Below are 26,695 nucleotides of genomic sequence, written 5' to 3'. Positions count from 1 at the left end.
CAGCCGTATCATTCCGTTTAAATGAAAGAGAAACACTCCCCGCAGGAGAAAAGGCAAACGGAGCAACCCCCTTTACGGGATTGCTCCAGCCTGCCTATATGCTATTGCTTTGCGAGCAAGGCGTCATAGGATGTTTGCCATTCTTCTTTCAGCTCGCTCCAATGCGCGCGCTTCTCCAGCGCATCGCGGAATTGGTTCCAAGTCGTCTCGAATTGCGCGGCATCCTTTGCCATAATCAGCTTGGCTCTGTACTCTTTACGTACGGTCTCAAGCTCCGGTCCGTATTTCTCCCATAGACCGCCCGACTCCGCTTTTACCATGTCGTATAGCTCCGCGCCGCGTACGCCGCCCATTGCGCCGACTTTGGACGTAAATTCCGACGTACGTTTCGCTCCGACTGTCACGTTATAGTTCCACCACGGGTACCAATCATTATTATACGACGAAGCCATATATAATTCAGGTGTAACCGTCGACTTGCGAGCTGCGTCGCCGCTGTTGCGCTCGGCACTGTAAGCTTCGTCGATATATTTCCACTCGCCCAGAGGCTGGTCAACCCAGCCCCAGAAGACGCCTTCAGGACCTTCGTTGATCACCTGCTGCTGCTCCGCTTTGGGCTGCAGCGTGTAATCGAAGAACTTCAGGATGGCTTCAAGATTTTTGGAGTCCTTGCTTACGTATACATCGTAGCCCGGATACGGGTCCACGACTTGGTTCGCGCCGACTTGGTCTACGCCTTCCACTTTCGGGAACGGCACGACTTGATAGTACCACCCCGGTTCCGTCGGACCCTCCAGCGTCTCCCACAACGAGCTGTCGACGTTGAAGAAGCTGCCTACATTTAATGCTGTGCGTCCGGATTTGTTTTTCTCCTTGTAACGCTCTTTCTTATCCGTTACAACCTCTGGGTCGATCAGCTTGGCAAGATACATTTCGTTCAGCCATTGGTAAGCGGCTTTGAACTGCGGATCGTCGTACAGAAGGACGAACTCGCCATTCTTCTCGGCAACGGGAATAACGCCGCCAGCACTACCCGTCGTTACGCCGAAGGCGCTCAGAATTGCATTTTCATCGTTCCAGCCGATTGTATCGTTCGGATCCATCAGGAAGCCCATCGGATTCAGCGTTTTGCCGGCATCATCCTTCACGGATGCGGCTGCCTTCAGGTATTCCTCCATGCCTTCAAGCGTAGCCAGATCGTCCATCGTCATACCGACCTTCTCCAGCACGTCCGTCCGAACGAGCCATGTTTGCGAAGCCCAGCCCGGCCATGGATTGTCCGGATTCTGATCGAACCAGGTCGGGATCGACCAGATCTGGCCGTTCTCGTCCTTCATTTCCTCCAGATATTGTTTCGGAATAGAAGCGAGTCCCGGATATTTGTCCGGCATGTCGAAATATTGCTCCAGCGACAAGATTTTTTTGGAGCGCTGCATCGCGCTTTCCACCGTTTCGCTGCGGTTAAAGATCGCCGCGTCCTTAAATCCGTCCGTGTTCAGCCTCAGGTTCAGAGCTGTGGCCACGTCGCCTTGCGTCGCTTCCAGCGTCACAGCTACTCCCGGTTCGTTCTCCTTCCAATGTTTCTGAACGGAGCTGTCGTTGTTAATCGTCGCCGACCAGCCGAGCCACAAATTAAATGCCGTGTTGCCTCCGGCTGCCGCATTGCCGCCTGTTTCCGATGGCGCTTCGTTTGCGCCGCCGGAGCAGCCAGCCAGCACCAGCGTAGTTGCCAGCGCCGCCGCGATCGTACCTTTGCTTTTTAGTCCCCACTTCATGTTTGTCTGCCTCCCCTTACGATTGTTTAACGTTATCGGTATATGGTTGGATCATTATACCCCTGTAAGTCTTAACCCTTGACGGAGCCGATCAGTACGCCCTTGACGAAATACTTTTGCAAGAACGGGTAGACGCACAAGATCGGAATGGCGCTTACCATAACGACGGCCATCTTGATCGACATCAGCGTAATATTCTGCTGCGATCCGCGAGCCAGTGCTTCCTGGTTATTGTTGGAGCCCATAACGGCCGACAAGTCGGAAGCATTAAGCAACTGCTGCAAGAACGTCTGGACCGGAATCAAGGATTGATCCGTGACGTAGAACGCTCCGGCAAACCAATCGTTCCAGTGACCCACTGCGGTAAACAAACCCAGCGCGGCCAGCATCGGCTTTGAGAGCGGTATGATGATCTGGAACAGGATCCGCACGGGACCCGCTCCGTCGAGCTCTGCCGATTCGATCAGCGCCTCCGGAATGCCTTGCAGGAACTTCAGCATGACGAACATATTCCAGGCCGAAAATGCCGTCGGGATGATGTACACAAGGAACGTGTTCGTAAGTCCCAGATTGAACAGTTGGATGTAGAACGGCACCAGGCCGCCACTAAACAGCATTGTGATCAGAACGTAAGCCAAAATGCCTTTGCGGAACGGCAAGCCCCGGTATGACAAGCCGTAGGCCGCGATCAGCGTCACAAGCATGCCAACGATGGTGCCGAGAACCGTTCTGGCAATCGTAATCAGATAAGCGCTGCGGATAACCTCGTTGCCAAGCACGATCTCATAGTTGATGAGCGTGAACGATCTCGGCCACAAGTAGACGCCGCCTTTTGCCGCATCCGCTCCTTCGTTAAAGGAGATCGCGAGCATATACAAAAACGGATAGATGACACTGAGACAAAGCAGCGATAACAATATGACAATAACGGTTTGTCCGACCTTTTCTCCTACTGATAATCTCATGAGTTACCAAAGCCCTTCGCCGTTAATTTTGCGCGATATCGCGTTTGTCAGAAGAACAAGCACCAGAGCAAGGACCGATGATATTAAACCTACGGCCGTTGCCATCCCGAAGTAACCTTGCTGCAGACCGCTTCGCAGTACGTACGTATCCAGGACGTCCGATACCGACATATTCGCCGAGTTCATCATCGGGTAAATCTGATCCATGCCGACCGTAATCAAGCTTGGAATGCTCAGAATGAGTACGATCGTGATCGTTGGCATAATGCCGGGCAGCGTAATGTTACGAATCTGCGCCATCTTGCCCGCACCTTCTACCTTCGCCGCTTCATAAAGCTGCGGATCGATAGCCGTAATGGCTGCCAAGTACAAAATCGTATTCCATCCGACTTCCTTCCACAGTCCGCTCCCGACGATCATTGGCCTAAACCATTCTGTCGAGCCCAGGAAGAAAATCGATTCGTTGCCCGTCTTCTGAATAACATCGTTTACGAGTCCGCCGTCCAGCGTCAGGAACGATTGCAAAATGTACGCCACGACGATCCAAGAGAAGAAGTGTGGCAGGTAGCTCACGGACTGAACGAATCTCTTGAAGCCGGAATGCAGAACCTCGTTAATCATTAATGCCAATAAAATTGGAGCCGGAAAGCCGAAGATAAACTTCAGCACTGAAATGTACATCGTATTGGTGACAACGACCCAAAATTGCGGTTCTTTAAAAAAGGCGAAATTATCGAAGCCCACCCAAGCGCTGTTCCAAATCGACGACCCGATCTGGAAATCCCGGAAGGCGATCTGAATGCCCGCCATCGGGACGTAGTTGAATAGAAATAGCAGCGCGACTGCCGGCAAAATCATGGCATATTGCCAGCGATATTTATAAAATCTTCCCATCCGGTTCCCCTCCTGCTTTAAATGATAAGCCTTTCAAGATTGGGGAACCATATAACAACGATTGGTTATCTATCGAAATCATTAGTTGTTTCTTATTCGCGTGCAGGTTGCGTTGTCAGTATGCCCAGAAATGACCAAAACAAGGCGGGGCTTAGCGCTCCGCGGCGCACTGCAACCCTGTTTTCGAGACTGTCGATTCATTGTGTGCAAAGCTGGAAATGAAGCTATAATCGATCATCGACAACCTGTAAAGGAACTGAGAAGCCTTATTTTGATCATTTGACGTGATACTAGAATCTAATGGAACTGGGCGACGTTATTCATGAGAAATCTAGGCAAACCGCGAACTTTTGCCCCTCTTAAGGGCTGTCAGTTCCGTTAGAATTGCGAAATCGCGCTTTTTGATGAAATAAAGCCTTTCAGTTCCGTTTACAGTTGCTCCGTTCATTTCTTACCAGACACATGCCTACAATTTAACTTATGCATAATTAATCGAGAGTCTCTTTTCTCGGGTTGCTGCTCCCACTGTTGCCCCGAGGTATATAGCAACTTTTCTAAGTGACAATTAAAATAGCCGTGGCCCCCACCATTTGGTGAAAGCCACGGCATAAACGTCAATTGTTAATATTATACGTGCGGGGTGTCTCTCGGGATTCCTTTGCCGCAGTCGCTAAGGGTCCCAACCAGACTAAGCCTTAAAAGACAGACCTTCTTCCCGGAGCGCCTCACGGAGTATCGGCATGCAAGACGGACCAACGCCGTGAAGCTTCAGAATTTCCTTCTCCGAATAAGCGGAAAGCTCAGACAGCGTGGAGATGCCCTGCGTTTCCAGCGCGCGACGCACCGGCGCAGCCAAGTTTGCCATAAAGCCGGTCTCAGGCGCATTTCCGCTCTCACACTTCGGACAAGTGTTGCACTCGCTGCTCTTATAGTAGCGATGCCCTTTCTCGCATATTCTCAGCGTCTTCGGTGCTGCAACCATTATCGTATTCCTCCTGTCCATTGAAGGTGAAGGTGCGCTCTCCACTGTCGCCGCCTCGGAAGCTATGTGGCGGCCTTGCCATCCTGCATGTCAAAAACAACCGTCATGCGGCACTCACCTTTGCAACGTAAAAGTTGCGTGGAACGAAACAGAAAATGTTAGCCTTGCTTAGCCGTAATATACCCTTCTGCCTTCAGCAGCTCGGCGATCAGTACCGCTCCGCCAGCCGCACCGCGTAACGTGTTATGCGACAGTCCGACGAACTTGAAATCGTAGAGAGAATCTTCGCGTAGACGACCCGCAGATACACCCATGCCGCCTTCGATGTCGCGGTCCAGTCCTGTCTGCGGACGGTTCTCTTCTTCGAAGTACGTGATGAATTGCTTCGGCGCGCTAGGCAGCTCGAGCTCTTGCGGGCGACCTTTGAAGCTGCTCCAACGATCCAGAATTTCTTCCTTGGAAGGTTTGTTTTCAAACGATACGAATACCGTCGCCAGATGGCCATCCGTTACAGGGACGCGAATGCATTGCGTCGTAATATGCGGCGCGCTTGCCTTCACGATCTCGCCGTTCTCTACGCTGCCCCAGATACGAAGCGGCTCCTGCTCGCTTTTCTCTTCTTCGCCGCCGATGTAAGGAATGACGTTGTCCAACATTTCCGGCCAGTCGGTAAAGTTTTTGCCCGCTCCGGAGATGGCTTGATACGTCGAAGCAACGACAGTCTTGGGACCAAATTCATTAAGCGCATTGAGCATCGGCACATAGCTCTGGATAGAGCAGTTCGGCTTGACCGCGATAAAGCCCGTCTCCGTGCCAAGGCGCTTGCGCTGAGCCGCAATGACGTCCAGGTGACCCGGGTTAATTTCCGGAATAACCATAGGGACATCCGCCGTCCAGCGGTGTGCGGAGTTGTTAGATACGACCGGAGTGCCCGTTTTTGCATAGGCTTCCTCCAACGCTTTGATTTCATCCTTCTTCATGTCGACCGCGCAAAAGATGAAGTCGACGCCGGAAGCAACCTCTTCTACCTTCGAAGCGTCTTGCACCACAATGGACTTCACTCCCTCAGGAATCGGAGTATCCAGCTTCCATCTACCCTGCACGGATTGCTCGTAAGTCTTGCCCGCCGAGCCCGCGCTCGCCGCGATTGCCGTTACTTGAAACCACGGATGGCCGTCCAGCAGCTGCACGAACCGCTGACCTACCATTCCCGTACCGCCTACAATGCCGACTTTCAATAATTGTGTCATCTGTTTCGTTGCCTCCTCTATAGTAGTAAACCTGAGTCCTCTATACCTTCATTACATGTTTATTGCGCATATTTCGGAACCTCTTGCTTTAAAATGCGATTCCGGTACAGCCCGCTTATTTGCAATTTCCGTTTATATCCAGTTTATCTGCAATCCCGCTTACTGCCGGCATATTTGCAATTCCATTTACAGCCAGCCAGCTTGCCCCTCTGCCTATTGAATATGCAACTCTGGACCTTCTATGCTCATCATATAGCGAAATCGCGCGGATGCCTAGAATCAAAAAAATCCCACCCCCAAGACTATTATCAGTCTCAGGGGCGAGATTAAACTCTCGCGGTACCACCCTAAATTCGCGTATACGTCGCCGCATGCGCCTCTTCAAGTACGACGCGGGTCTCCCCTCGCTTATACTCTAGCTCTGTAACAGGAGCTCCTGTCGCATCACCCCCCGCCCATTCCGGGTTCAGGTTCCGACGCGCTGCTCGGAGTCTTTTTTCGGATAAAGTCTTCTTTGCTCCCTTTCACCGGCCGGAGCTCTCTGATAAAGAATCCATTTACCTACTTGTCTCGTCATCGCATTTGTTGTCATATATAATATCAATTTCTAGCCCTTAGGTAAACCACTATTCGCAATTTCCTCAAAAAATATTGAAAATCGCATGTTCCAACAGTGTTAAATTTTCCTTGGCTGCTTGACCCGTGGATGATACACTGTAAGATAGTTCTGGAATTGTCCACATTTTGTAAGGAGGACTAATAAAAAATGAAAAGAAAAAAAACGATGATCCTCGCCGGGCTGGCTGCCGTGCTTGCCTCTTCCGCGCTCGCATTCGGGCCGGATCAAGCCGAGGCTAAAACATCGGCGGACTTCACCGATCTAAAGGATTTGGACGCGGCTACCAAAGCCAAGTTCGATGCCATGATCAGCGCGGGCATTTTCGAAGGCGTCGGCGATGGCACGTTCGGATTGAAGGATCAGATGAACCGCGCCCAGTTCGCGAAGGTGGCGGCGTTGATCTACGGGTTAAAGGTCGACGACAAATTGAAAACCTCTTCTTTCTCGGATGTCAAAACCGACGACCCCTCCAACGGTTACGCTCTTCCGTATATCGAGGCTATCAAGAAAGCTGGCATTACGGATGGCATGGGCGATGGGAGGTTCAACCCGGCCGGCGACGTTACTAAGGAACAGTTGGCAACGTTCCTGATTCGTGGACTAGGCAAGGATGATGAGGCCAAAAAAGAAGAAGGCGTCAACGACAGCACTGTATCAGATTGGGCCAAGGGTTATGTAGATTTAGCGTTGCAGCTAAAATTGCTTGCAAATGGCGCAGACGGTAAATTCGGCGGAACGTCCAGTGCCACAAGGGATCTGCTTGTGTTAGGCGCTTATGAGGCCAAGGCTCAATATGTCCCTCCTGTATCGCCAAGCCCTTCGGTATCGCCTACACCGACAGCAACACCTACGGCAACGCCGACGCCTACACCAACGGCGACGCCGTATTACCCGCCGTCGACACCTACGCCAACCGTACCGCCGATTCAAGGTTTTGACGTAACGAAAGGCTCCGTTGCTCTTTCGTCGAAAATCAATTCCTATGAGACCGCAGCGAACAACACTCTGCGGATCGTTATTACCGAACAAGCAATTGCCGTTCCATACATGGGAACTAATATTAGTACGATTTTGAACGCTAGTTTCTATACAATCGGCAACGACATTAAACAACTAAGTAGCGGCAAGAATATCGGATTATACGAAGTAAACTCGAACGACATTATTGTGAAATTCGCAAATATTACGCCTACCAGCGACCAGATTGCTGAGGCCCCAGATCACCTCCTATTAACCGAATACTCAGACCTCACGCCGGGGTCCGAGGACGGCAAAGCAAAGTTTGAAGTATTAGTATTACCAGAAGGCGCCTTCTCCTGGAAGGTCAAATCCGGTACAACTGATATGGACATTCCCGCAGCTGGAGCACCATTCGGAGGAATCCCATATACACAGGGAAATAACATTGATGTCAGCGGTGGTAAAACAACGGTTATCTTGGTTGCCCTGGATAGTAACGGTAATGCTGTAGGCTACAGTGTGAGCACCTACTCGTCGGATCCTGGCCCGGTTGTAGAAGAGGTCTTCCATCTCCAGCCATTGGGAGCAGGAGTGAAGAACTCGTTGACCGTGAATTTCAATGAGTTTCTCAGTTCGTCCACAACTTCAATAGAAGAGATCGCAGATTTAATCGCGTCCATCACTGTAACGCCTGCGAACGGCACTCCATTCTCTATTGATCTCACTGGAGTCCAAACGGATATCACATGGTTTCTGTACCCAGGTGGAGAACATTTGAACTCGGACGAAGAAAACCCGTTTTCTCCTGGCGGTGGCGGAATGTTCATCCTCCCACCATCCCTCAGTATTATAATTCCGGGGACGAGTTTCAACTCTGGTGACGTCGTTCGAGTAACCTTCAAACAAGGCGCCCTCAAAAATGCAAGCAACAGCAATATAACACAGATTGCTTGCGAAACGACCGTAATTGCTCCAGTGTAACTGCTGCATCAGAAATGCCCAGCTCTCCAACGAGCCGGGCATTTCTTTTTCACCGCATCAAAGTCTGTTCTCTCCCCGGTCCCACGGAAACGATGGAGGCGGGGACGCCAATGGCAGATTCGACGAATTGGACATACCGCTTCGCAGCCTCCGGCAGCAGTTCATAGCGGGTTATCTGCGAAATATCGCATCGCCACCCTGGAAGACACCGCAAGACCGGCCGGGCAACGGCAAGCTTGGAGGTGACCGGGAAGCTTTCCGTCACTCCATCCGCCGTCTCGTAGGCCACGCATACCGGAATTTCGTCGAGATAACCCAGCACGTCTAGATTCGTTAACGCGACCGTAGTGGCGCCTTGCAGCATGCAGCCGTAACGCGTCTCCACGGCATCGAACCACGATGGATCGGCAGCACGACTTGCGCCCGCTCCGAGACCATCAATCGCGGCTTAGGCACGCCTCGCTGCTCAAGCTTGTCCAGCTCGTCTACCAATACGTCGATATCCAGCGCCACACCCGGACCGATGATGTTTCGAACATGCGGGTTAAACACGCCGGAAGGCAGCATGCGCAGCGCAAACTTTCCGAATTCGTTAATAATCGTATGTCCCGCGTTACTCCCGCCCTGAAACCTGACCACATAAGAAGATTTCGCGGCCAATACGTCGGTCATCTTCCCCTTGCCCTCGTCTCCCCAATTCGCTCCAACAATCGCCGTAACCGTCATTTTTTCCCCTCCGCATCCTTGTTAACCTACAAAACTAATGATAACGGAAGAAAAATGTATTAGAATAATTGATATTACTAATATCTAATATAAGGAGTACTAATCTCATGATCAACCTTGAATGGTATCGCGTATTTTACTGGATTGCCAGAACCGGCAGCCTCACGAAAGCCGCCCTTCGGCTGCACATTACGCAGCCAGCGGTCAGCCAGACCATCAAGCAGCTCGAGAACGCGCTTGGCGGTCCGTTATTTTTCCGAACGTCCAGGGGAGTCACTTTAACGAACGAAGGGGCCATCCTTTACCGGCAGCTGGAGCAAGCCTTCGCGGCCATCGAGGTTGGCGAGAAGTCGATCGCGGATATGAATCGGTTGCATAGTGGCGAAATAACGATCGGAGCAAGCGACACGTTGTGCAAGCATTACCTGTTGCCCTACCTGGAGATGTTCCATGAGCGGTATCCCGGCGTCCGCATTGGCGTAACGAACCGAACGACCCCGGAGACGCTCGCACTGCTCAAGGAAGGCCGAATCGACTTCGGCATCGTCAGCTTGCCGGCATCCGACCCCGCCATCCATTTCAAGAGCAGCGTTCCGTTGCAAGACTGCCTGGTAGGAGGCAAAAAGTATGCGGAGCTCGCCGCCGGACCGCCTCTTACGCTGGAGGCGCTTGACGGGCTTCCGCTGTTAATGCTGGAGGAAGGCTCCAGCACGAGACGTTTTCTTGACGCCTATGCATCCGGTCACGGCATTTCGCTCCAACCGGAATTCGAACTGGGCAGCGTGGATTTGCTCGTCCAGTTCGCCCAGAGCGGTTTCGGTGCTGCCTTCGTCATTCGGGACTACGTAAAAAAGGAGCTGGAATCGGGCTCTCTCGTCGAGATCCCCCTCCAGCTCCCTCTGCCTTCCCGCCATATCGGCATCGCTACTCTGCGAGGAGTCCCGTTATCCTCAGCGGGCAAAACGTTTCTGGATATGCTGCCCTAAGGCGAGACCCTTCAATCCGAAGGGCCGCTCAGGAACCGCCGATACCGCTCTCCGTCATGTCCGACGACTTCGGCCAGCAGCGATTCCAGCCGTTTGCCGCCCTCTTGCAGCTGTTCCATATACACATCCGCCCGTATGGCGCCTTGATGGATAATAAGCGCCCTGTCGATGACATGCTCTATCTCGTCCACCAGATGGGTCGTGATCAAAAAGGTTTCGTCCTCCTGCAGACTGGTCACCATCAGCTTTAGGAAGTCGCGTCTTGCGAATACGTCCTTGCCGAGAAACGGCTCATCCATCAAAATGAGCTTGGCCCCCTTGGAGAAGCCGGCGCAAATCTCCATCCTTGCCCGCTGGCCTCTGGACATTTTCCCCATCCGGACGTATTCGTCCAGCTCGAAAAATTTCATCAGGCGCTCGTATCGTTCCCGGTTGAACTTTGGATAGAAGTCGGCAAGAAAGTCCGCATATTCGGAAGCGTTCATATGAGGCGGAAAGCTGCCTTCTTCCGTAATGTAGGCGACTTCGCCATACTGCTCTTGAACCGGCCGACCGCGCCACGACACCTCCCCCTCCTGCAATTCGCCCAGCCCCACAATGGCTTTCAACAGCGAGGTTTTGCCGGCGCCGTTAAGGCCAAGCACGCCCACGATTTCGCCCGTCGGGATCGTCAGGCTGCCGATGGACAGCGCCGCCGCGGCCCCTTTGCCGAACGGCTTATAGAGTTGCTTCAGCTCCAACATTCATGCTCCCCCTCTCTACTTTGCATTGCCGATCCGCAGGCCGCCGATCTCGCGATACTCGCTGCGTTCTTGCTGGAAGTGCGTCGAAGCCAAATATCGATCCTCGATGACATCGTCGTTTACATCGGTACGGAGCTCGCCGGCATACAATTTCTCGCCATTCTCATACACTTCGATCATGACCTGCTGGTCATACAAACCTTCGAATAAAGTATACATTTCCGGCTCTACGCTGGAGACCTTCATGACGTACAACCTTCCATTCCGGAAGCTGAACCAATTATTCGACGCTCCCGACGGGGAGCGGTCCCGTCCCTTGTAGCTTAACTCCTGCTTGTTGATGAGCTTTACTTCATCCTTCATGGAGATGCTTGCGACCATATGCCTCGTTTCATTCTCCGGCGACCCCGTATTATAAAACTTCAGATTCAACACGCCAAGATCCTCATCGACATATGCTTCATAATCCTCGTAATAATCGTCGGCCTTTGGCGGTTCCGTTCCTTGGCCCAGCATATACACATATTCGGCTAGCCGAACCCGACCTAGCGAATCTCCCGTCTCGCTGTCATACCCGCTTACCACGATCTCTCCATCCTCCAAGGCAATAAGCGCCAGCTTGTCTCCGACAGCCTCCAACCCTAGAATTTCGAGTCCCTGCCACGCTTCCTGCCGATTCCCTTCCATGTTCAGCTCGACCAATACGCGCGTCTCGTCTTCCTCGGGCTTCTGCATACTGTTCCGATCCCCGAAGCGCAGCACCTCGTAAATGCCGCTCTTCCCCGTATAGTACCGGGTTGTAGGAGGAACGTAAAAGATACGTTCTCCTACGAAAGCCAGCCCCTTTTCCTGATGGTTGGAAAACGAATAGCCGTCAGCCGTCCCTTTGTACTGCAGAGCCGTTTCCACCAATGCCGTTCCTTCCACGTTCATTCTGTAGCCTTCTTGCATGCGCCAAGCTTGAATTTCAAACCCGATTCCGGCATAGAAACCAGGAAAAATTTGATAAGCCATATCCCCGCTCGGCAACGGCATACCGGGAGAATAATTCGCGATCGGCTGGCTAGGCTTGCCAAACACGACTGTCTCTTTGTCTATTTTGTCCTCGGTAAGCTCGAAGCTCATCCTGTGATAACTATCCTGGACGTAACCTGACAATACAACGTCCCGGAGCGCAGAGCGATCACCGTAAAGATCGACCAGCTCCAGCTTCCCGTTATTTCTGGCCCCCGAGATCTGAAAGTAGAGAATGATCAATATCGCCAGTCCTATCGCGATCAGCGGCAGAGCGGCATGCCGTTTCAGCAGGCGCTTTACTCTTGCAACTCCATCCCTTCTCATACGATCGCCCCCCTTCTCATCAACCGAATGCTGTGCCCGGCGAACCACAGGACAAAGATCAGCAAGGCTACGCTGCTGGCGTTCAAGTTAAAATCCGTCAAATACGGATGCGGCAAACCGATACGATAGATCAGCACTCTGATAACGAGGAACAGCGATCCGGCAACAAGGAAGAGCCCCCAATACCGCTTGCTGCGCTCGCACAAAACGCCGTAATAGATGCCAGTCGTCACTGCAGTGCCTATGCTGATCGTGGACAGGAGCCCCTGCCAGCCATAAGGTATTATCAATCGCAAATAATCGGAGCGAATAACGGCCAGAAACATGCCATTAGCAGGAATGCCAATGCCGTTGGTCGCATGCAGAACCCTATCGTCCAGCAGCCCGAAGCCGAGCCAGATCCCCAGGACCGAAGCCGCCCAGAACACCAGCATGCTAACCGCGAAGGCCGCCAGCTTGCCCAAATACAAGCTTTCTCTGCGGACTGGCAACGTCAGCATTGCGTACATGCTTTTGCCGCCCCAATAGCCGGAATAAATGGACTTCAGAAAAAGAGCGAGCAAGGCAACAAAGTAGACAAGCAGGGACGCAAGCGCCCCCGATTCGGCGAAAAGATGCTCGTACCGCCGGATTTCCGCATAGTCCTTGCCCATCTCCGCATGCAGAAACAGCAGCGGCGTCACGACCGCTCCAATCGCGAGCAACAGCGTCCCGCGAAACAGCAGGCTGAATTCGTATTGCCATAACCGATACCATGATTTCAATGTTATCCCTCCATGTACTACTCGACTAATACATGATACTCAAAAAAATTGCTCATTCTACTTCCCAATGCTCGCTCACCAAGTCGATAATCTTCTTAAAAGACAGGTTCATCTCCTTGGCGGATGAGATAAATGACAGCACGAGCCCCTGGGTCAACTCCTCCTCCAGCCTGGCCAGCATAGACGCATCAGCGAAGATGACGCTTCCCTGATTGCCGCTCGTATGGACATAACCTTCGTCTTCCATCATCTTAAAAGCTTTTTGTACCGTATTGGGATTGATGTTCAGCTGCGCGGCGATTTCTCGTCTGGACGGCAGCCGCTCTCCGGAGGAGACGTTGCCGAGGACAATTTGACGCTTGATGTAGCCGGCAATCTGCATATAGACCGGCTCCTTGCCGTCCAGCGCCAATTCGTGGAATGAAAGCACGTTTCCGTCACCGATCCTTTCTATTTTTGTATTATATGCGTAATACACGAATGTTGTAAAGTCTCTTTTCCCTATTAAGCGGTACCTCAATATCACAAACAGCCCACCCTGTCCAACGGACAGGGTAGGCTGTAGCGGCATTCCCTCTTATTCGCATATCTCTCTTAAGGCAAATAAGCGCCTTCCACTGCAACGACGAACCCGCCAGTTCCCATCTCGTATTTGACGCCAATCACTTGGCCTGGTTGAAAGGCGGGTATATGAACGGAGTGTATGGCGGTTCTGACGTCGGTCCGTCTGGTACTGCCGTCCGTCAAAAAGACGTCCAGTTCCAAGATCACGACGGGCTCGCCGCCAAGCCTCGCATTTGTAGGCTTTATGGAACGAATGACAGCTCTGGCCTCCGTTCCTTCCTCCAATACCTTTTTAGCCGTAACACGATCCTCCCGGCCGGAATTTTGAAGTCCCCGTCGCAGCAGAGGAATCGTTATAAACAGTAAAGTCAGCAGAGAAAAGGCAACGATCGCCATTCCGATCCAAGTCGCATTCATGCCAATCACCTCCCGGTTGTAAGGAATTCAACTCGTTCTTTTACCCCAGTCCTAAAAGTTTGAAACAAGAAACTTAGACCTGCAGCGATCCCGGCCTCCCTCCCGATTTCCGCAGCGGCGACGCCTTGGTAGTCCCCGATCGGGAACAGCGCCTCGGAAATCTCGAGCAGCTTCTTTTTTGTAGCCGTCTTTTTGTCATCTCTTAGGTATTGTGAAGGCATTCTCAGCAATTATAATAGATATAATATTAATTAAAAGTTGGGGGCTATTGCAAAATGAGGAAAAAACATTTTATGCTCTTGGTTATTTGTGCCTTGTTGTGCTTTCCAAATCTCGGATTGGCCAATGCAAGCTTTTATTTACCCGATTCGTCAAGTATTGAACTCCAGTGGGAGTATACTGAAACTCCGCCGAAACGTCCCTATCCCCGACTTCTTAATTCCGCTCGATACGCCGTAAAATGGAAGCTGGATAACCCGCTCATGTTCGAAATCGCCGAAGCCCGTAACGGTATCCTTTACATTTCAGACAGTGATAATAGGATTCAAGCCATCTATCCCAACGGCCAGGAAAAATGGAGCACGCAACTTGCCTCGGACCAAGATCTTTCCGTTTTCAATTTACATCTGGGCAATGACGGAACCCTATACGCTTATAGTTCCGACATCTTGTATCAGGGGAGCGGAACGACGGTTTTTGCGCTGTCCGAAGAGGGAGCTATCAAGTGGAAGCTCGAATCAGACAATATCATCAGCCGTTTTGAAGGCCAATTTTCAGGGGATGTTTCCGGCAACTTGATTTATTTCACGAATGAAGGGCTGGTTTCAAGAAACGCTCAAGGCGATATTAATTGGATTAATGGCGACATTACGACTTCTCCCCCTGTCGAGTATAACGGCCATCAAGCCCAAGTATTTACGGATCTTCAAGGGAATATTTATGTAGATAACAACAAACAACAAATTATCTCTTTGGACCCGGAAGGAAACGAGAGATGGACTTCGCAGCCTCAAAAGTATCTCGATTCCTTTAATACTTTTCATCCTTTCTTCTCCAGTACAGGATCTATCTATATGCTGACGGATAAAGGGCTTCATGGCTTGGATAGCCGCAACGGTCAAAATAGGAAAGCTGCCTCTTTATTCGATTACGATGATATTCGCTCCTCAGGCATCCCTACGGACGGGCAAGGCGGGTACTATATTTCGATAAGGGGATCTATACAGAAGATAGATGCGAATGGCAACTCCAAGTGGATGTATATTCCTAGAGAATCCGAAAAATACGGCGTAGGCTCGTTAAAACCTTTAGCTACGGACAGTAAAGGGAATGTTTATTTTCCGACCGGCGTCGGTAATATAATTGGATTGGATAGCAAAGGCCATGAAATATTCGCGTTCCTCCGAAACGGCTTCTGGCACAGGATAACCGAAATCGTCATCGGCGCCAACGACAATATTTATTCCATTAATCATGATATCGGCATTGTCGCGTTTGGCTTAAAAGGCGTACAGGTGTATTCGGATAATTTGCCGCTCCCGTTATCCGTAAAACCTATTAACGAAAAAGGAACGGTACTGGTTCCATTCCGATCATTGTTCGAGGCTTACGGTATGAAAGTGGCTTGGGATTCCAGCAGCAAAAAAATAACAGGCTCCAAGGAAGGTCTTCGCCTGGAGCTCTCCATTGGCTCGCGCACCGCCTATGTAAATGGAAATGCGATGGAGCTGACCGAAGCGCCTCGAATCGCGAATGGCTCAACTTATGTTCCCCTTCGATTTATTGGGGAATCGCTTAAGAAAAAAGTGAGCTGGGATGGTAAAAGCCAATTCGTCAATATCGATTCCGACTAAATAGCATGATTTCCTAAACAAGTACAAAGACACCCCGCAAACTGCACTTTTAGAGTGTAGCTGCGGGGTGCTTTCATATGGTTATTAAAGAAAATAATAGCTTAGTCGTTTTATACAACGCCCTGAGCGATCATAGCATCAGCTACGCGGACGAAACCAGCGATGTTGGCGCCAACGACAAGGTTGCCCGGATGGCCGTATTTGGCCGCTTCCGTTTCGGCATTGCGGTGGATGTTGCGCATGATGTCATGCAGCTTGGCGTCCACTTCTTCGAAGGACCACGACAGACGCATGCTGTTCTGAGCCATCTCCAGCGCCGATACGGCTACGCCGCCGGCATTGGCTGCCTTGGCAGGTCCAAATAGTACGCCTTCATTGATAAATACGTCGATCGCCGCCAGCGTGGAAGGCATATTCGCACCTTCGCCTACTGCGATAACACCGTTAGCGACAAGCAGCTTCGCCGCATCTTCGTCGATCTCGTTCTGAGTCGCGCAAGGTAGAGCGATCTCGCAAGGAATGGACCAGATGCCTTCGCAGCCCTCTGTATAAGTCGCGTTCGGACGGGACTGAACGTATTCGCTAATCCGCTTGCGTTCAACTTCCTTCAAGCGTTTCAGGAGGGACAGATCGATACCTTCCTCGTCGTGCACGTAACCGCCGGAATCGCTGCAGGCAACGACTTTGGCGCCCATTTGTTGAAGCTTCTCGATCGCGTAGATGGATACGTTGCCGGAGCCGGAGACAACTACCGTTTTCCCTTCCAGTTCCAAACCTTTTGCTTGCAGCATTTCGTTAACGAAGTACACGCAGCCGTAACCTGTCGCTTCCTTACGCGTCAGACTTCCGCCGTATTGCAGGCCTTTGCCCGTCAGAACGCCGGCTTCGTTGCCGCTGCGAATCCGCTTGTATTGACCGAACATATAACCGATCTCGCGCGCGCCAACGCCGATGTCACCGGCTGGAACGTCGATGTCCGGCCCGATGTAACGATACAGCTCCGTCATAAAGCTTTGCGTGAAACGCATAACTTCTTGCTCGGACTTGCCTTTCGGATCGAAGTCAGAGCCGCCTTTTCCTCCGCCGATTGGTTGGCCGGTCAGCGCATTTTTGAAGATCTGCTCGAAGCCGAGGAACTTGATAATGCTTGTGTTTACGGAAGGATGGAAGCGAAGTCCGCCTTTGTACGGACCTAGTGCGCTGTTAAACTGTACGCGGAAACCGCGGTTCACTTGCACCTTGCCTTTGTCGTCCACCCATGGCACGCGGAAATAGACAACACGATCCGGCTCGGTAATCCGCTCCAGAATGTTTTGCTCGATGTAATGCGGGTTCGCTTCCAGAACCGGAACAAGCGAATCCAGAATTTCTTTTACCGCCTGAAAAAATTCCTTTTCGCCTTGATTGCGGTGGATAATCAACTCGTAGACGGATTGTACATAGTCTTTCGCCGACTGCTGCTTGGTCAATAACTCATTCACTTATGTGGTCGCTCCTTTGGCTCCAAACGTCGGACCTTAGTACAGGTAATCCGAAGTTTGCGCTATGAATAGGGTAAAGCATATATATTGCGACAATCGTGATTCATGCGGTATGCCTTACAGCAGCTCGCGGCGAAGCTCCTCGGCCGACTTCGGCGACAGATAGGACAATGGTACGTCGAATACTGTGCGCGCTCCCGTCTGGCCCTCCTTGCTCATCCGCTTAGCTGCTCTTGCATAGGCCACAAGCACGCTTGCTGTAAACTCAGGGTTGCTCTCCAGCTTTAGGCCGAAGTCGATAATTTGTTTCGTGCCCGATCCCGTTACGCCGCTTCGAATGACGAAGCCGCCATGCGGCATGCCGCTATGCTCGGACTTCAGCTCATCCTCAGTGATGAACGTGACAGTCGTATCGTAATCGGCGAAGTAGTTCGGCATGGATACGATCGTCTCTGCAATGGCATCGCGATCCGCGCCTTCTTCTGCAACGATGTAACATTGGCGAAGATGCTTCTCGCGCGTCTCCAATTCAGGCGTCTCGCCGTTGCGGATACGCTCGATGACCGATTGCACGGGCACCGTGTACTGCACGCCTGCTTTTACGCCGGGAACGCGGCGAATCGCGTCGGAATGTCCTTGGCTGACGCCCTTGCCCCAGAACGTGAAGTCCTTGCCTTCCGGCAGGATGGCTTGCCCCAGCAGTCGATTAAGCGAGAACAGTCCAGGATCCCAGCCCGTTGAGATTACGCTCAGTTTATCGCTTTGCTCTGCTAAAGCATTAACCTTATCATAAAATTCCGGTATTTTGGCGTGCGTGTCAAAGCTGTCTACCGTGTTGAACATGCTAGCCATAAAAGGCGTTTGCTCCGGAAGATCCGTCGCAGAGCCGCCGCATAGAATCATGACGTCGATTTTGCCGATGTACTGCTCAGTCGCCGAAATATGCTCAAACTTGGCGTCACCCGAAGCCATCTGATCCGGCTGTCTGCGCGTAAAGATCGCAACAAGCTCCATATCTGGATTTTGTTTAATGGCCAGCTCGACTCCTTTGCCAAGGTTGCCGTATCCCACGATGCCTACTTTCACAGTTTCCATTTTGCTCCTCCTAAAATAAAGCACACACCCCTACAATCCCGTTTAGGAGTTTAGCCAAGATTTTGCCGCTCTTGCCGAAAATGAGTTCATTTACCTCATAATATCGTTTTATTTTAAATAATCTATCGCAATTATGCAAACAAATAATTAAATCATGCAAACGCAGGTAATCTAACATGAGTAAGCAATTCTAATCCGAAGCAAATGCCAGTGGAAAATTGATGCAATGCCGACGTGATGACCATTTTTTCAATTGCCTTTTTCGGATGCATAAAAATGCATGAAAAATGGTGATTTTACATCAGCATTTACTGACTAGACGCACTGTTTTGCAATTTAAAAAGACTAATGAATCAGTGTAACCCATCCAGGTTTTCAACCGAATAATATCAGTTCCCGGCTTAAAGAAGCGCATACAAAATGGCATTAAAACGGCTAGCAAATGTACATATATTCCTCTTCCGCCTTAATCTTTGAGGTATTTAGTTACTCATAAAGTTAAACAACATGACATATATCTACAATCATGTTCATATTCAACTTATATACACTCCATACAGTACGTTATCTAACACGATTTGTCCGATTCAACTAAACAAATTTACTATTTTCTTCCCAAAAAAACAAAAAAAAACGTCCTTGGAAAGCTTCATTAGCCCGAATGGCCCTGTATCCAGCCTGTTTTGACGCCTGTTCTCGCACATTTTGTTCCGACAATTGCCACAATTGCGGCCGGCTTCGGTTGCCGTTGACTTTGATATTGATGGGAAATCGTCTCCGAGTTCTCGAGCTTGTAAATTCTATTGTGGTCAAATAGACTAAAACTATTGGATTCAACTGTTTCTATTATGGAGGTAAACGACATGGTGGATGCCCCCCTCTACGGAAGGCAAGCGCCTTCTTCTCCCGTCATTAATGCGTTCGTATCCGCCGACCGTTACAGCCTCCACGCTGAACTGCGATTGCCGCATGAGCACGCCGTACTGATCGTCGAATCGGGAATGGGCGCCTTAACGTTGAACGGTCGCAAATATCCCGTCTCTTCGGGCCGTTGCTATTACGCGCTGCCTAACATGCCCTTTTCCATTGAGCCCTATTTCAACGAATTTGCTGCCATTCTGGTCCGATTCGACAGGCTCATGCCCTTGGAACGTAGCGCGGAGAGCATTCGATACGCCAGAGAGGACGGCGGCTTTGCCGATTGGGGAGAATTGGCTTCTCCAATGCCAGAGCGGATGCTGCAGCTCGCGCGAGATATGGCGGATCTTGGTCATAGCCACGACCTGCTGGGCGTTGCCCGGAGGGAACGCTGCTTCCACGAATGGATGTACGAGCTGACAGCCGCCAATACCTATTCCTCGGACATCGAGTCAGACAACGGGGAAGTTATAAATCGTGTTATGAAATACATCGATTTGCATTACCACGAGAATTTAAAGCGCAGCGCACTTGCCGGGATGGCGGGGTTCAGTCCTGAATATTTCTCTTCCTTATTCAAGCAAATTAGCGGTCGCAGTCTGACGGATTACATAACAATGCTGCGTATCCGCCACATTAAAGAAAGGCTGTTGTTTGCAGGAGCACGGTTAAGCGATGTCGCCAAGGAAGTCGGTTACAAGGATGAATATTATGTCAGCCGGCGGTTCAAGCAAGAGGTCGGCATCTCTCCTACGAATTATGTTCTTGCGGACAAAAGAATCGTCTCGCTTAATCCCCATCTGACGATGCATCTGCTCGCGCTTGGAATTGTTCCTGCCGCCACTTCCGCCTACCCCTGGGGCTTCGGCGAATACGACAGCCTTCTGAGGGGCGCCGGATGCGAATGCCGGGACTGGACGACTGATTTCACGAACGATGAGCTTGCCGTCCTTCGTCCCGATCTCCTGATCGGCATCGACAACCTGGATCACGAGCGCCTGCATGCATGCAGGCTATTGGCCCCCACGCTTGTATTGCCCTGGTATATCGGCGATTGGCGCGGCCACTTCCATATACTCTCGCAAGTGTGTCGGCGCTCCGTCGAGGAAAAGGAATGGCTGTCACAATTCGATAAGAAGGTCGATTGCGTAAGGTTGGCCATGTCGGAAAGCGGCATGGCTAGCCTTACCGCTACTATTGTTAACATCAGGGATACGACTTCCTATGTTTACCTCAACAGAGGCATGGGCAGCCAGGTTGTTTATAAAGAGCTCAAGTTTAATCCGCCGCCCGGCGTCAGGACAGCCATAGGAGATCGCGCTTCCGCGGCAATCGAACTTTGCGACATTCTTCCCGGGTTTGAGGCTGATCTCATGATTGTAGTTACCGCACCTTCCCCCCTTGCTGCAGCCCGAACGCAAGACATGCTGGCCAGCGAGCTGTGGGTGAAGTATCGCAAGCAAGGCGGTCTTGTCCGCCATGCCGATATGAGTCGCTGGCATGGCTACGATCCGCTGTCTATCCAGTGGCAGCTGTTGGATATCCAGCAATGGCTGGACAGACCGGAGTAACTTCCTACAATAGTCCAAACAACTTCTTACACTAGACTATGGTCGCCCAAAGGTACCTTTGGTATGATTCTTTACGACAATGAGAATCAATATCAGGAGGTAATACAAGTGAAAGCACAACAAAAGTTATGGATGACAAGCCTCTTATTGCTGGCAGTCTTCCTGCTCGCAGCTTGCGGGAATAACAGTTCGAACGCGAATACGGCCAGTCACTCGACCTCGCCTTCGCCATCGGCAACAGTCGCATCGACAGACACAACTGGCGGTTCCAATGCAGCAAGCAACAGCGGAGAAAACGAGACCAGAGAATTCGAACACGGCAAAGGCGTCACCGTCATCCCCGCTAACCCGGAACGTGTCGTAGCGATTCAATATACTGGCGCCATGCTAGCGCTAGGCGTCAAGCCCGTCGGCGCGGACAACGAATGGGCCAAGTACCCTCTCCTGGAACAAGAGTGGGCAGGCATCGAGCATGTTGGCGATTCTTGGACAGGCTTGAATCTTGAGAAAATCGTCGAGTTAAACCCCGACCTGATCGTGACACATGTCGAGGACACCTACGAAGCCTTGTCCAAAATAGCGCCAACCATCTGGATTCCTTGGCTTCAATACGATCCGCCTGGTCAGATCGCCCTTTTCGGAGATATTCTGGGCAAGCAGGCCGAAGCGGAGGCTTGGCAGAAACAATTCGATGCCAAAGTCGCGGAGACGAAGCAAACCGTCGGCTCTATCATTGGCGAAGACAAGACGGTTACGATCTTCAACATTCGTCCTGCCAATCAATTTATCTACGGCAACAAAGCAATGGGCGGCTACGTCATCTATGACCTGCTAGATCTGAAGGCGCCGGAAATCGTTCAGCAGGAGGTCATTGACAAAGGGCTCGGACAGCTGGAAATTTCGCTAGAGCTGCTGCCGCAATATGCAAACTCCGACTATGTCTTCCTCTCCGTGCTCGCAAATGACGGCGGAACCGAGCGAGCTGCCGAAGTGACGGAAGGAGCGATTTGGAAGAACCTCCCCGCGTCCGGGAACAATCGAGTCTTCGATCTGAATTGGGATACGTACTTCACGACCGATCCGCTCTCCACCATGAAGCAGCTTGACGCTTTCGCCGAACTGCTGCAAGCAACGCAGCAATAGGAACGCAGGCTCTAGGGCGAGCGAGTACGGTATGTAACTGGCTTTGCTAGCATTGTGGCTGCAAGACTTGCACATTTTGGTTTCATAGACGCTATTTCCGATTATGCTGCTAATCAGAGTTACTTTCCGGTCCATCGGCGTTTTTAACGCCTACAGATGCTCGCTCGCCTACTTTTCGGAGCCATAAGCGTTAACAACGCCTATGGACGCTTATCAGAGTTACTTCACGGTCCATCGGCGTTTTTAACGCCTACAGCTGCTCGTTCGCCTACTTTTCGGAGCCATAAGCGTTACTAACGCCTATGGACGCTAATCAAAGTTACTTCACGAACCATCGGCGTTTCAGTCTGGTATGTCGCATCATTTCCTAAACGAGGACAAGTAAAGACCGAGCCGACGGCTCGGTCTTTACTTGTGCGTACCAATACAGAGACTCTATTACATCCATCAAGTTCGTTAGCTGCAGGTTATGCAAGCACAAGAAATGCCCCAAAACCGCTTGATTGCTGCACAAAAAAAGTACACATACGCCGCACACCCTATAACAAAGTGTTGCATGCATGTGTACTTTCATTGGAAAACTACGTTAAGTTGTACCTGATAATACTGTTATCTCATTACAAACAGATAGAACAGAATAGCGATAACGAACCGGTAGATCGCGAACCACTCCAGACGGAGCTTCTTGATCAGGTTAAGGAAAGTCACGACGGCGACCATAGCGACTACGAATGCGGCAATAAAGCCGATAAGGAACAGCAGCAGATCATCCGAGGTCAGCATGTCGCGGCTGTCATACAGATCCAGTACCGTCGCTCCAAGCATGACGGGAACCGAGATCATAAACGTAAAGTCCGCGGCAGCCTTCTGGCTTGTCCCTAGCAGCAAGCCGCCAGAGATTGTAGAACCGGAGCGGGAAAAGCCGGGCCACAGCGCCAGACATTGGAAGAGGCCGATGCCAAGCGCCTGCTTGTACGTAATGTCGTCCGTCTCTTCGGCGGTGATCTTACGTTTTACCCGCGCCGCGATGATGAGCAGTATGCCGCCGGCAACGAGGCTGATGAGCACCGGACCGGATCCGAACAGCACGCTTTTGATAAAATCATTAAACAACAAGTACACAATCAGTGCCGGAATCATCGCCAAAATCATATGTATGACGTTCAGCTTCTTTTTCTTGAAGTCGAGCTTTACCATATCCTTAAGCATCGACATATACCGTTTCCAGTATAGCAGCAGAACCGCCATTACCGCGCCTAGCTGAATCACGATCATGAAAGTCTTCTTCGCTTCCCCGTCAAAGCCCAGCAGGTCGCCGGTCAAAATAAGATGGCCCGTGGACGAGACCGGCAGAAACTCCGTCAATCCTTCTACAATACCCAATATAATCGCATTAATAAAATCCTGCATGCCATAACTCCGCCTTTCACTACAGTCTGCCTCTTGCCCGCCAAAATCCCAAACTCTATTTAGAGGTTGTTCAACACACGTATTATTAGTTTAGTTGAAGAACGGGTCAATAATCAATCGAAAATGAATGACAGAAAGCTTACAATATTGTAACCCGTTTAGTTTTTATCGGACTTAAAAGCGCCTTTAAGCAGCTCCGTCATGTCATCCGTCGGCAGCGGCCTGCTGTAATAATAGCCTTGTACGTTAAAGCAGCCCTGCAGCTTCAGCAGTTCTACTTGCTCTCCCGTCTCCGCTCCTTCGGCAATAACATCCATTCGGAGGATGCGCGCCAGCTCGATTATCGTTCGGACGATGGCCAAATTCTCCTCAGAGCTTGTTATGTCCTGGATAAAAGAGCGGTCAATCTTAAGTGTATGCAGCGGGAGGCGCTTTAAGTAGCTTAAGGACGAGTAACCGGTGCCGAAGTCGTCCATCGCGATAGAAATGCCGCGCCGCTTAAGCTCGCCCAGCGTCGCCAGCGTATGCTTCTCATCCTGCATGGCTATGCTCTCCGTCAACTCCAGCTCGACATATTGCGGATCAAGCCCCGTCTCGCGCAGCAATGCCGTGACGACCTCGATGAAGTCCTGCGCCTGGAATTGCAACGCGGAGATGTTAATCGCAATCTTGACGGGAGGCAGTCCTTCCTCATGCCACGCCTTGAGCTGCTGGAAGGCCGTTCTCATCACCCAATTTCCGATCGGCACGATCAAGCCCGTGGATTCCGCCACAGGGATAAATTCCGCTGGAGATACGAGCCCCACGCCTGCCCGATTCCATCGCACCAACGCCTCCAGCGTCGTAATCCGACCGGTTTGCGAGTGGTATTGCGGCTGATAATGGAGCAAAAACTCTCCTCCCGCCAGCGCCTCTCGCAGCCCCTTCTCCAGATCAATCGTCTGCTCGAAGTCCCTTCTCATCTCCCATGAGAACGTTCTGACCGGGTTCGAATTGTCCTGCTTCGCCTGAAGCATGGCTGCATCCGCATACTTCAGCAGCGATTCCGGATGCTCTCCGTCATTTGGGAAAGCGCTAATGCCGATGCTTGCCGTAATAGAAGCTTCATAGTGTTCCAATTGGTAGGGCTCGGACAGCCGGGATACAATCTTTTCCGCCATTTGATAGGCTTCTTCTACATAAGTATCCGGAAGCAAAATCATGAACTCGTCCCCGCCGAGCCTGGAGGCGATATCCTTCGGACGAATGCATGCCAACATCCGCTCCGCAGCCTGCTTGAGCAGCAAATCCCCGTACGAGTGGCCAAGCGAATCGTTTACGAACTTGAAGCGGTCCAGGTCGATACACAGAATCGAGACGCTGCGATTGTCCGGCTTAGCCCTCTCGATGGACTGCTTCAGACTTTGTTGAAGACTGTCCCGGTTAAACAATCCTGTTAACGTGTCGTGATAAGCGATATGCCGGATCAGCTCCTGATCGCGTTTATGCTCCGTGATGTCCGTGCGGATCGAGACATATTGATAGGGCTTATTATTTCTCATAAACGGCACGATGAAAGTTTTTACCCAGTAGTGCGAGCCATCCTTCGCCCGGTTCTTGACCTCGCCGGACCACACCTCGCCCGATGCGATCGTCGCCCACATTTCCCGAAAGAACTGCTTGCTGTGATAACCCGAATTGAGAATGCGGTGCGTGTTGCCGATCAACTCGTCATGGCTGTACTTCGAAAGCTCGCAAAATTTATCGTTGGCATATGTAATAACGCCGTGCGCATCCGTCATGGCCACAATGGAGGATACGTCAAGCGCGTATTTGATCGCGGCGAGTTCTTTGATGCTGCTGGATATCCCGCTGTTGCCGTCGTCCAGGGAGTATGTGCTATTCAATTCGGCTTCGCCTCTATCCTCTGTCTTTTTTCGTTTCTATGTTGTGTTCTATATATTTTCCCACTAGACTGCCGTTATTTCAATCTCTTTCACACAACCCTGCTCGCAAAGTATTGCCTAGTGCCAAAGGACCAGGATTATGCTACTATATAATTGTCTAATCTAGCACGGAATGGTAAAAAACAAAGATAGATTCCCACTTAGCAGAGGGTGTTTGCAATGGCCGAAACCGCCGATCACGTGCATCAATCCAAATCCACCGCATCTCCTGCCCCCGCGGGGCGCAGCGCAAGTACGCCTCAAGCAGCTCCTGGACAAGCCTTGTCGAACTTCAGGCAAGGCAGCATGTCGCCTGCCGACGTCATGCAGTTGCAGCGTTCCTCCGGCAATCAGGCAGTTCTGCAGCTGTTCCGGGATCGCAGCGCGGCGGCCCCGGGCACGCAGGCTCCGATTCAACGGCAGATCACGCGTCCCGGCAATATGTTTCAATCCACACGAACTCCGGCAGCTCCATCGACCGCAGCAACGCCTACCGCTTCGATAGCCGCCCCATCGACTGCCGCTTCGGTAACGCCGGTCGTCGAGACGCCCGCTCGGGCAGTTTCATCGGCGTCTTCCCCGGCCGCCGACGTTCCGGCAGTCCGGACACCGCCGAATCTGCAAGGCCGAGGCGGCTATGGCGAGGTCTACAGCTGGCTGAAGGCGCAGGCTGCTTCCTCCAAAAAGACGGATCTGTTCGGCTTCTTTGATACTTTAAGTCCGGAACAGAAGATGAGCGCCATCCGCACGATGGCGGGCAGCGCGAGAGCGATCTCCGTCGACGCCGTCAAGAAAACCATGATGTCCGGCTTCATCAGCAAGTCCGTCGACTGGGACAAGTTCTCCGTTATTGTTAGGGAAGCGAAAAAGATCGACACCACCAACTACAATGCCGATCAGGATCGCGACTACGCCAGCTACGCGGCGATCGGCACATCCAGCGCGGCAGGCGGCGTATCCGGCTCCTCCACGATCAGCCAGACGCTTGGCGCGGCCGGCGCCAAGGGCACGGCTCTCGTCTCCGCTCCGATAGCGGGAGGGCTGGGCGGCGTTGCCGCGGTGTCGCAAATCTATAATGCGAGCCAAAATTATGACGGCGCGCTCAGCGCAGCCGGCAAGGCGCAGGTCGTCGCGGGCGAAGGCGCCGGAGGAGCGGCTGACCTGGCGAGAGTTACCGCGGGCACGGTCAACAGCGTTAGACAGGTATCCGGCATGGCGCTCAATGGCGCGGCTACCGCGGCTGCCGGCGCCGGCGCAATTATTGGCGGCGCGGCTTACATGGCGGGAGGCGCGGCCGGCTATATCGAAGGCCGACGCAATGTCAAGCGCATG

Annotated in this window: 19 protein-coding genes, 2 pseudogenes and 1 other annotated feature; of the genes and pseudogenes, 6 read left to right on the top strand and 15 right to left on the bottom strand. The window is 51.7% G+C overall.

Annotated features, from left to right (window positions below; genetic code table 11):
• Positions 1-101: 101 nt before the first annotated feature.
• The 5 genes from PAT3040_RS27070 to asd all read right to left on the bottom strand — a co-directional run bounded on the left by PAT3040_RS27070 (position 102) and on the right by asd (position 5,866).
• The gene (locus PAT3040_RS27070) at positions 102-1,775 is read right to left on the bottom strand and encodes a type 2 periplasmic-binding domain-containing protein (protein ID WP_108995130.1); all 1,674 of its coding nucleotides are present in this window, start codon (positions 1,773-1,775) and stop codon (positions 102-104) included.
• 71 nt (positions 1,776-1,846) lie between these two features.
• On the bottom strand, positions 1,847-2,740 hold the full coding sequence (locus PAT3040_RS27065; RefSeq protein ID WP_108995129.1) for a carbohydrate ABC transporter permease: 894 nt from the start codon (positions 2,738-2,740) through the stop codon (positions 1,847-1,849).
• A gap of 3 nt (positions 2,741-2,743) precedes the next feature.
• A complete protein-coding gene (locus PAT3040_RS27060; protein ID WP_108995128.1) occupies positions 2,744-3,634 on the bottom strand; it encodes an ABC transporter permease in 891 nt (296 codons plus the stop codon).
• 688 nt (positions 3,635-4,322) lie between these two features.
• Positions 4,323-4,616 carry an RNA polymerase alpha subunit C-terminal domain-containing protein gene (locus tag PAT3040_RS27055; protein ID WP_087572071.1) on the bottom strand — a complete coding sequence of 98 codons (294 nt, stop codon included), beginning with the start codon at positions 4,614-4,616 and terminating at the stop codon, positions 4,323-4,325.
• 158 nt (positions 4,617-4,774) lie between these two features.
• Positions 4,775-5,866, bottom strand: a complete 1,092-nt coding sequence (gene asd, locus PAT3040_RS27050; RefSeq protein WP_087572072.1) for an aspartate-semialdehyde dehydrogenase — start codon at positions 5,864-5,866, stop codon at positions 4,775-4,777.
• Positions 5,867-6,179: 313 nt separating this feature from the next.
• Positions 6,180-6,452 (bottom strand) — a binding site (T-box leader).
• Between the two features lie 180 nt (positions 6,453-6,632).
• Between asd and PAT3040_RS37470 the strand changes: the two genes are divergently transcribed.
• A complete protein-coding gene (locus PAT3040_RS37470) occupies positions 6,633-8,426 on the top strand; it encodes an S-layer homology domain-containing protein (protein WP_181376864.1) in 1,794 nt (597 codons plus the stop codon).
• 49 nt (positions 8,427-8,475) lie between these two features.
• Here PAT3040_RS37470 and PAT3040_RS27040 read toward each other — a convergent pair.
• Positions 8,476-9,152 (bottom strand): annotated as a pseudogene (locus PAT3040_RS27040) (adenylosuccinate synthetase).
• 107 nt (positions 9,153-9,259) lie between these two features.
• On the opposite strand from PAT3040_RS27040, the gene PAT3040_RS27035 reads away from it, so the two are divergent.
• Positions 9,260-10,138 carry a LysR family transcriptional regulator gene (locus PAT3040_RS27035; protein WP_108995127.1) on the top strand — a complete coding sequence of 293 codons (879 nt, stop codon included), beginning with the start codon at positions 9,260-9,262 and terminating at the stop codon, positions 10,136-10,138.
• A gap of 11 nt (positions 10,139-10,149) precedes the next feature.
• Here the strand turns inward: PAT3040_RS27035 and PAT3040_RS27030 are convergent, their stop codons facing one another.
• From PAT3040_RS27030 to PAT3040_RS27010, 5 genes are all read right to left on the bottom strand, one after another.
• The gene (locus PAT3040_RS27030) at positions 10,150-10,881 is read right to left on the bottom strand and encodes an ATP-binding cassette domain-containing protein (protein WP_087572075.1); all 732 of its coding nucleotides are present in this window, start codon (positions 10,879-10,881) and stop codon (positions 10,150-10,152) included.
• 15 nt (positions 10,882-10,896) lie between these two features.
• Entirely contained in the window at positions 10,897-12,222 is a 1,326-nt protein-coding gene (locus tag PAT3040_RS27025) for a hypothetical protein (RefSeq protein ID WP_108995126.1), read from the bottom strand.
• Positions 12,219-12,986 (bottom strand): hypothetical protein, encoded by a 768-nt coding sequence (locus PAT3040_RS27020; protein ID WP_108995125.1) that lies wholly within the window; start codon positions 12,984-12,986, stop codon positions 12,219-12,221. The genes PAT3040_RS27025 and PAT3040_RS27020 overlap by 4 nt, the downstream gene beginning before the upstream one ends.
• Before the next feature lie 52 nt (positions 12,987-13,038).
• Entirely contained in the window at positions 13,039-13,512 is a 474-nt protein-coding gene (locus PAT3040_RS27015) for a GntR family transcriptional regulator (RefSeq protein WP_258235178.1), read from the bottom strand.
• 68 nt (positions 13,513-13,580) lie between these two features.
• Positions 13,581-13,967, bottom strand: a complete 387-nt coding sequence (locus PAT3040_RS27010) for a hypothetical protein (RefSeq protein ID WP_087572079.1) — start codon at positions 13,965-13,967, stop codon at positions 13,581-13,583.
• Between the two features lie 482 nt (positions 13,968-14,449).
• Here PAT3040_RS27010 and PAT3040_RS27000 point away from each other — a divergent pair, with 482 nt between their 5' ends.
• Entirely contained in the window at positions 14,450-15,820 is a 1,371-nt protein-coding gene (locus tag PAT3040_RS27000; protein ID WP_181376862.1) for a stalk domain-containing protein, read from the top strand.
• Between the two features lie 110 nt (positions 15,821-15,930).
• Here PAT3040_RS27000 and gdhA read toward each other — a convergent pair whose 3' ends face one another.
• Both gdhA and PAT3040_RS26990 read right to left on the bottom strand, forming a co-directional pair.
• The gene (gdhA, locus tag PAT3040_RS26995) at positions 15,931-17,301 is read right to left on the bottom strand and encodes an NADP-specific glutamate dehydrogenase (protein WP_108995122.1); all 1,371 of its coding nucleotides are present in this window, start codon (positions 17,299-17,301) and stop codon (positions 15,931-15,933) included.
• Between the two features lie 117 nt (positions 17,302-17,418).
• Positions 17,419-18,396, bottom strand: coding sequence for a diaminopimelate dehydrogenase (locus tag PAT3040_RS26990; protein ID WP_087572081.1), 978 nt, complete (start codon positions 18,394-18,396; stop codon positions 17,419-17,421).
• Positions 18,397-19,259: 863 nt separating this feature from the next.
• On the opposite strand from PAT3040_RS26990, the gene PAT3040_RS26985 reads away from it, so the two are divergent.
• Positions 19,260-20,885 carry an AraC family transcriptional regulator gene (locus PAT3040_RS26985; protein ID WP_181376861.1) on the top strand — a complete coding sequence of 542 codons (1,626 nt, stop codon included), beginning with the start codon at positions 19,260-19,262 and terminating at the stop codon, positions 20,883-20,885.
• Positions 20,886-20,993: 108 nt separating this feature from the next.
• Positions 20,994-22,028, top strand: coding sequence for an ABC transporter substrate-binding protein (locus PAT3040_RS26980; RefSeq protein WP_181376860.1), 1,035 nt, complete (start codon positions 20,994-20,996; stop codon positions 22,026-22,028).
• A gap of 609 nt (positions 22,029-22,637) precedes the next feature.
• Here PAT3040_RS26980 and PAT3040_RS26975 read toward each other — a convergent pair.
• Positions 22,638-23,438 (bottom strand): undecaprenyl-diphosphate phosphatase, encoded by an 801-nt coding sequence (locus PAT3040_RS26975; protein ID WP_087572083.1) that lies wholly within the window; start codon positions 23,436-23,438, stop codon positions 22,638-22,640.
• A 158-nt stretch (positions 23,439-23,596) separates the two neighbouring features.
• Positions 23,597-25,324, bottom strand: coding sequence for a putative bifunctional diguanylate cyclase/phosphodiesterase (locus tag PAT3040_RS26970; protein ID WP_108995119.1), 1,728 nt, complete (start codon positions 25,322-25,324; stop codon positions 23,597-23,599).
• 219 nt (positions 25,325-25,543) lie between these two features.
• On the opposite strand from PAT3040_RS26970, the pseudogene PAT3040_RS26965 reads away from it, so the two are divergent.
• Positions 25,544-26,695: pseudogene (locus PAT3040_RS26965) on the top strand (hypothetical protein); the annotation flags it as partial.

It is taken from the genome of Paenibacillus agaridevorans (genome assembly GCF_003112455.1).
In the GTDB taxonomy this organism is placed as follows: Bacteria; Bacillota; Bacilli; order Paenibacillales; family Paenibacillaceae; genus Pristimantibacillus; species Pristimantibacillus agaridevorans.
Note: the sequence above shows the minus strand (reverse complement) of the source record. Positions and strands in the feature narration are given on the sequence as shown.

Bases quoted from the DNA above. Each gene is read 5' to 3' on its own strand.
- PAT3040_RS27070 (WP_108995130.1), bottom strand. From the start codon at position 1,775: ATGAAGTGGGGACTAAAAAGCAAAGGTACGATCGCGGCGGCGCTGGCA.
- PAT3040_RS27065 (WP_108995129.1), bottom strand. From the start codon at position 2,740: ATGAGATTATCAGTAGGAGAAAAGGTCGGACAAACCGTTATTGTCATA.
- PAT3040_RS27060 (WP_108995128.1), bottom strand. From the start codon at position 3,634: ATGGGAAGATTTTATAAATATCGCTGGCAATATGCCATGATTTTGCCG.
- PAT3040_RS27055 (WP_087572071.1), bottom strand. From the start codon at position 4,616: ATGGTTGCAGCACCGAAGACGCTGAGAATATGCGAGAAAGGGCATCGC.
- asd (WP_087572072.1), bottom strand. From the start codon at position 5,866: ATGACACAATTATTGAAAGTCGGCATTGTAGGCGGTACGGGAATGGTA.
- PAT3040_RS37470 (WP_181376864.1), top strand. From the start codon at position 6,633: ATGAAAAGAAAAAAAACGATGATCCTCGCCGGGCTGGCTGCCGTGCTT.
- PAT3040_RS27035 (WP_108995127.1), top strand. From the start codon at position 9,260: ATGATCAACCTTGAATGGTATCGCGTATTTTACTGGATTGCCAGAACC.
- PAT3040_RS27030 (WP_087572075.1), bottom strand. From the start codon at position 10,881: ATGTTGGAGCTGAAGCAACTCTATAAGCCGTTCGGCAAAGGGGCCGCG.
- PAT3040_RS27025 (WP_108995126.1), bottom strand. From the start codon at position 12,222: ATGAGAAGGGATGGAGTTGCAAGAGTAAAGCGCCTGCTGAAACGGCAT.
- PAT3040_RS27010 (WP_087572079.1), bottom strand. From the start codon at position 13,967: ATGAATGCGACTTGGATCGGAATGGCGATCGTTGCCTTTTCTCTGCTG.
- PAT3040_RS27000 (WP_181376862.1), top strand. From the start codon at position 14,450: ATGTTCGAAATCGCCGAAGCCCGTAACGGTATCCTTTACATTTCAGAC.
- PAT3040_RS26990 (WP_087572081.1), bottom strand. From the start codon at position 18,396: ATGGAAACTGTGAAAGTAGGCATCGTGGGATACGGCAACCTTGGCAAA.
- PAT3040_RS26985 (WP_181376861.1), top strand. From the start codon at position 19,260: ATGGTGGATGCCCCCCTCTACGGAAGGCAAGCGCCTTCTTCTCCCGTC.
- PAT3040_RS26975 (WP_087572083.1), bottom strand. From the start codon at position 23,438: ATGCAGGATTTTATTAATGCGATTATATTGGGTATTGTAGAAGGATTG.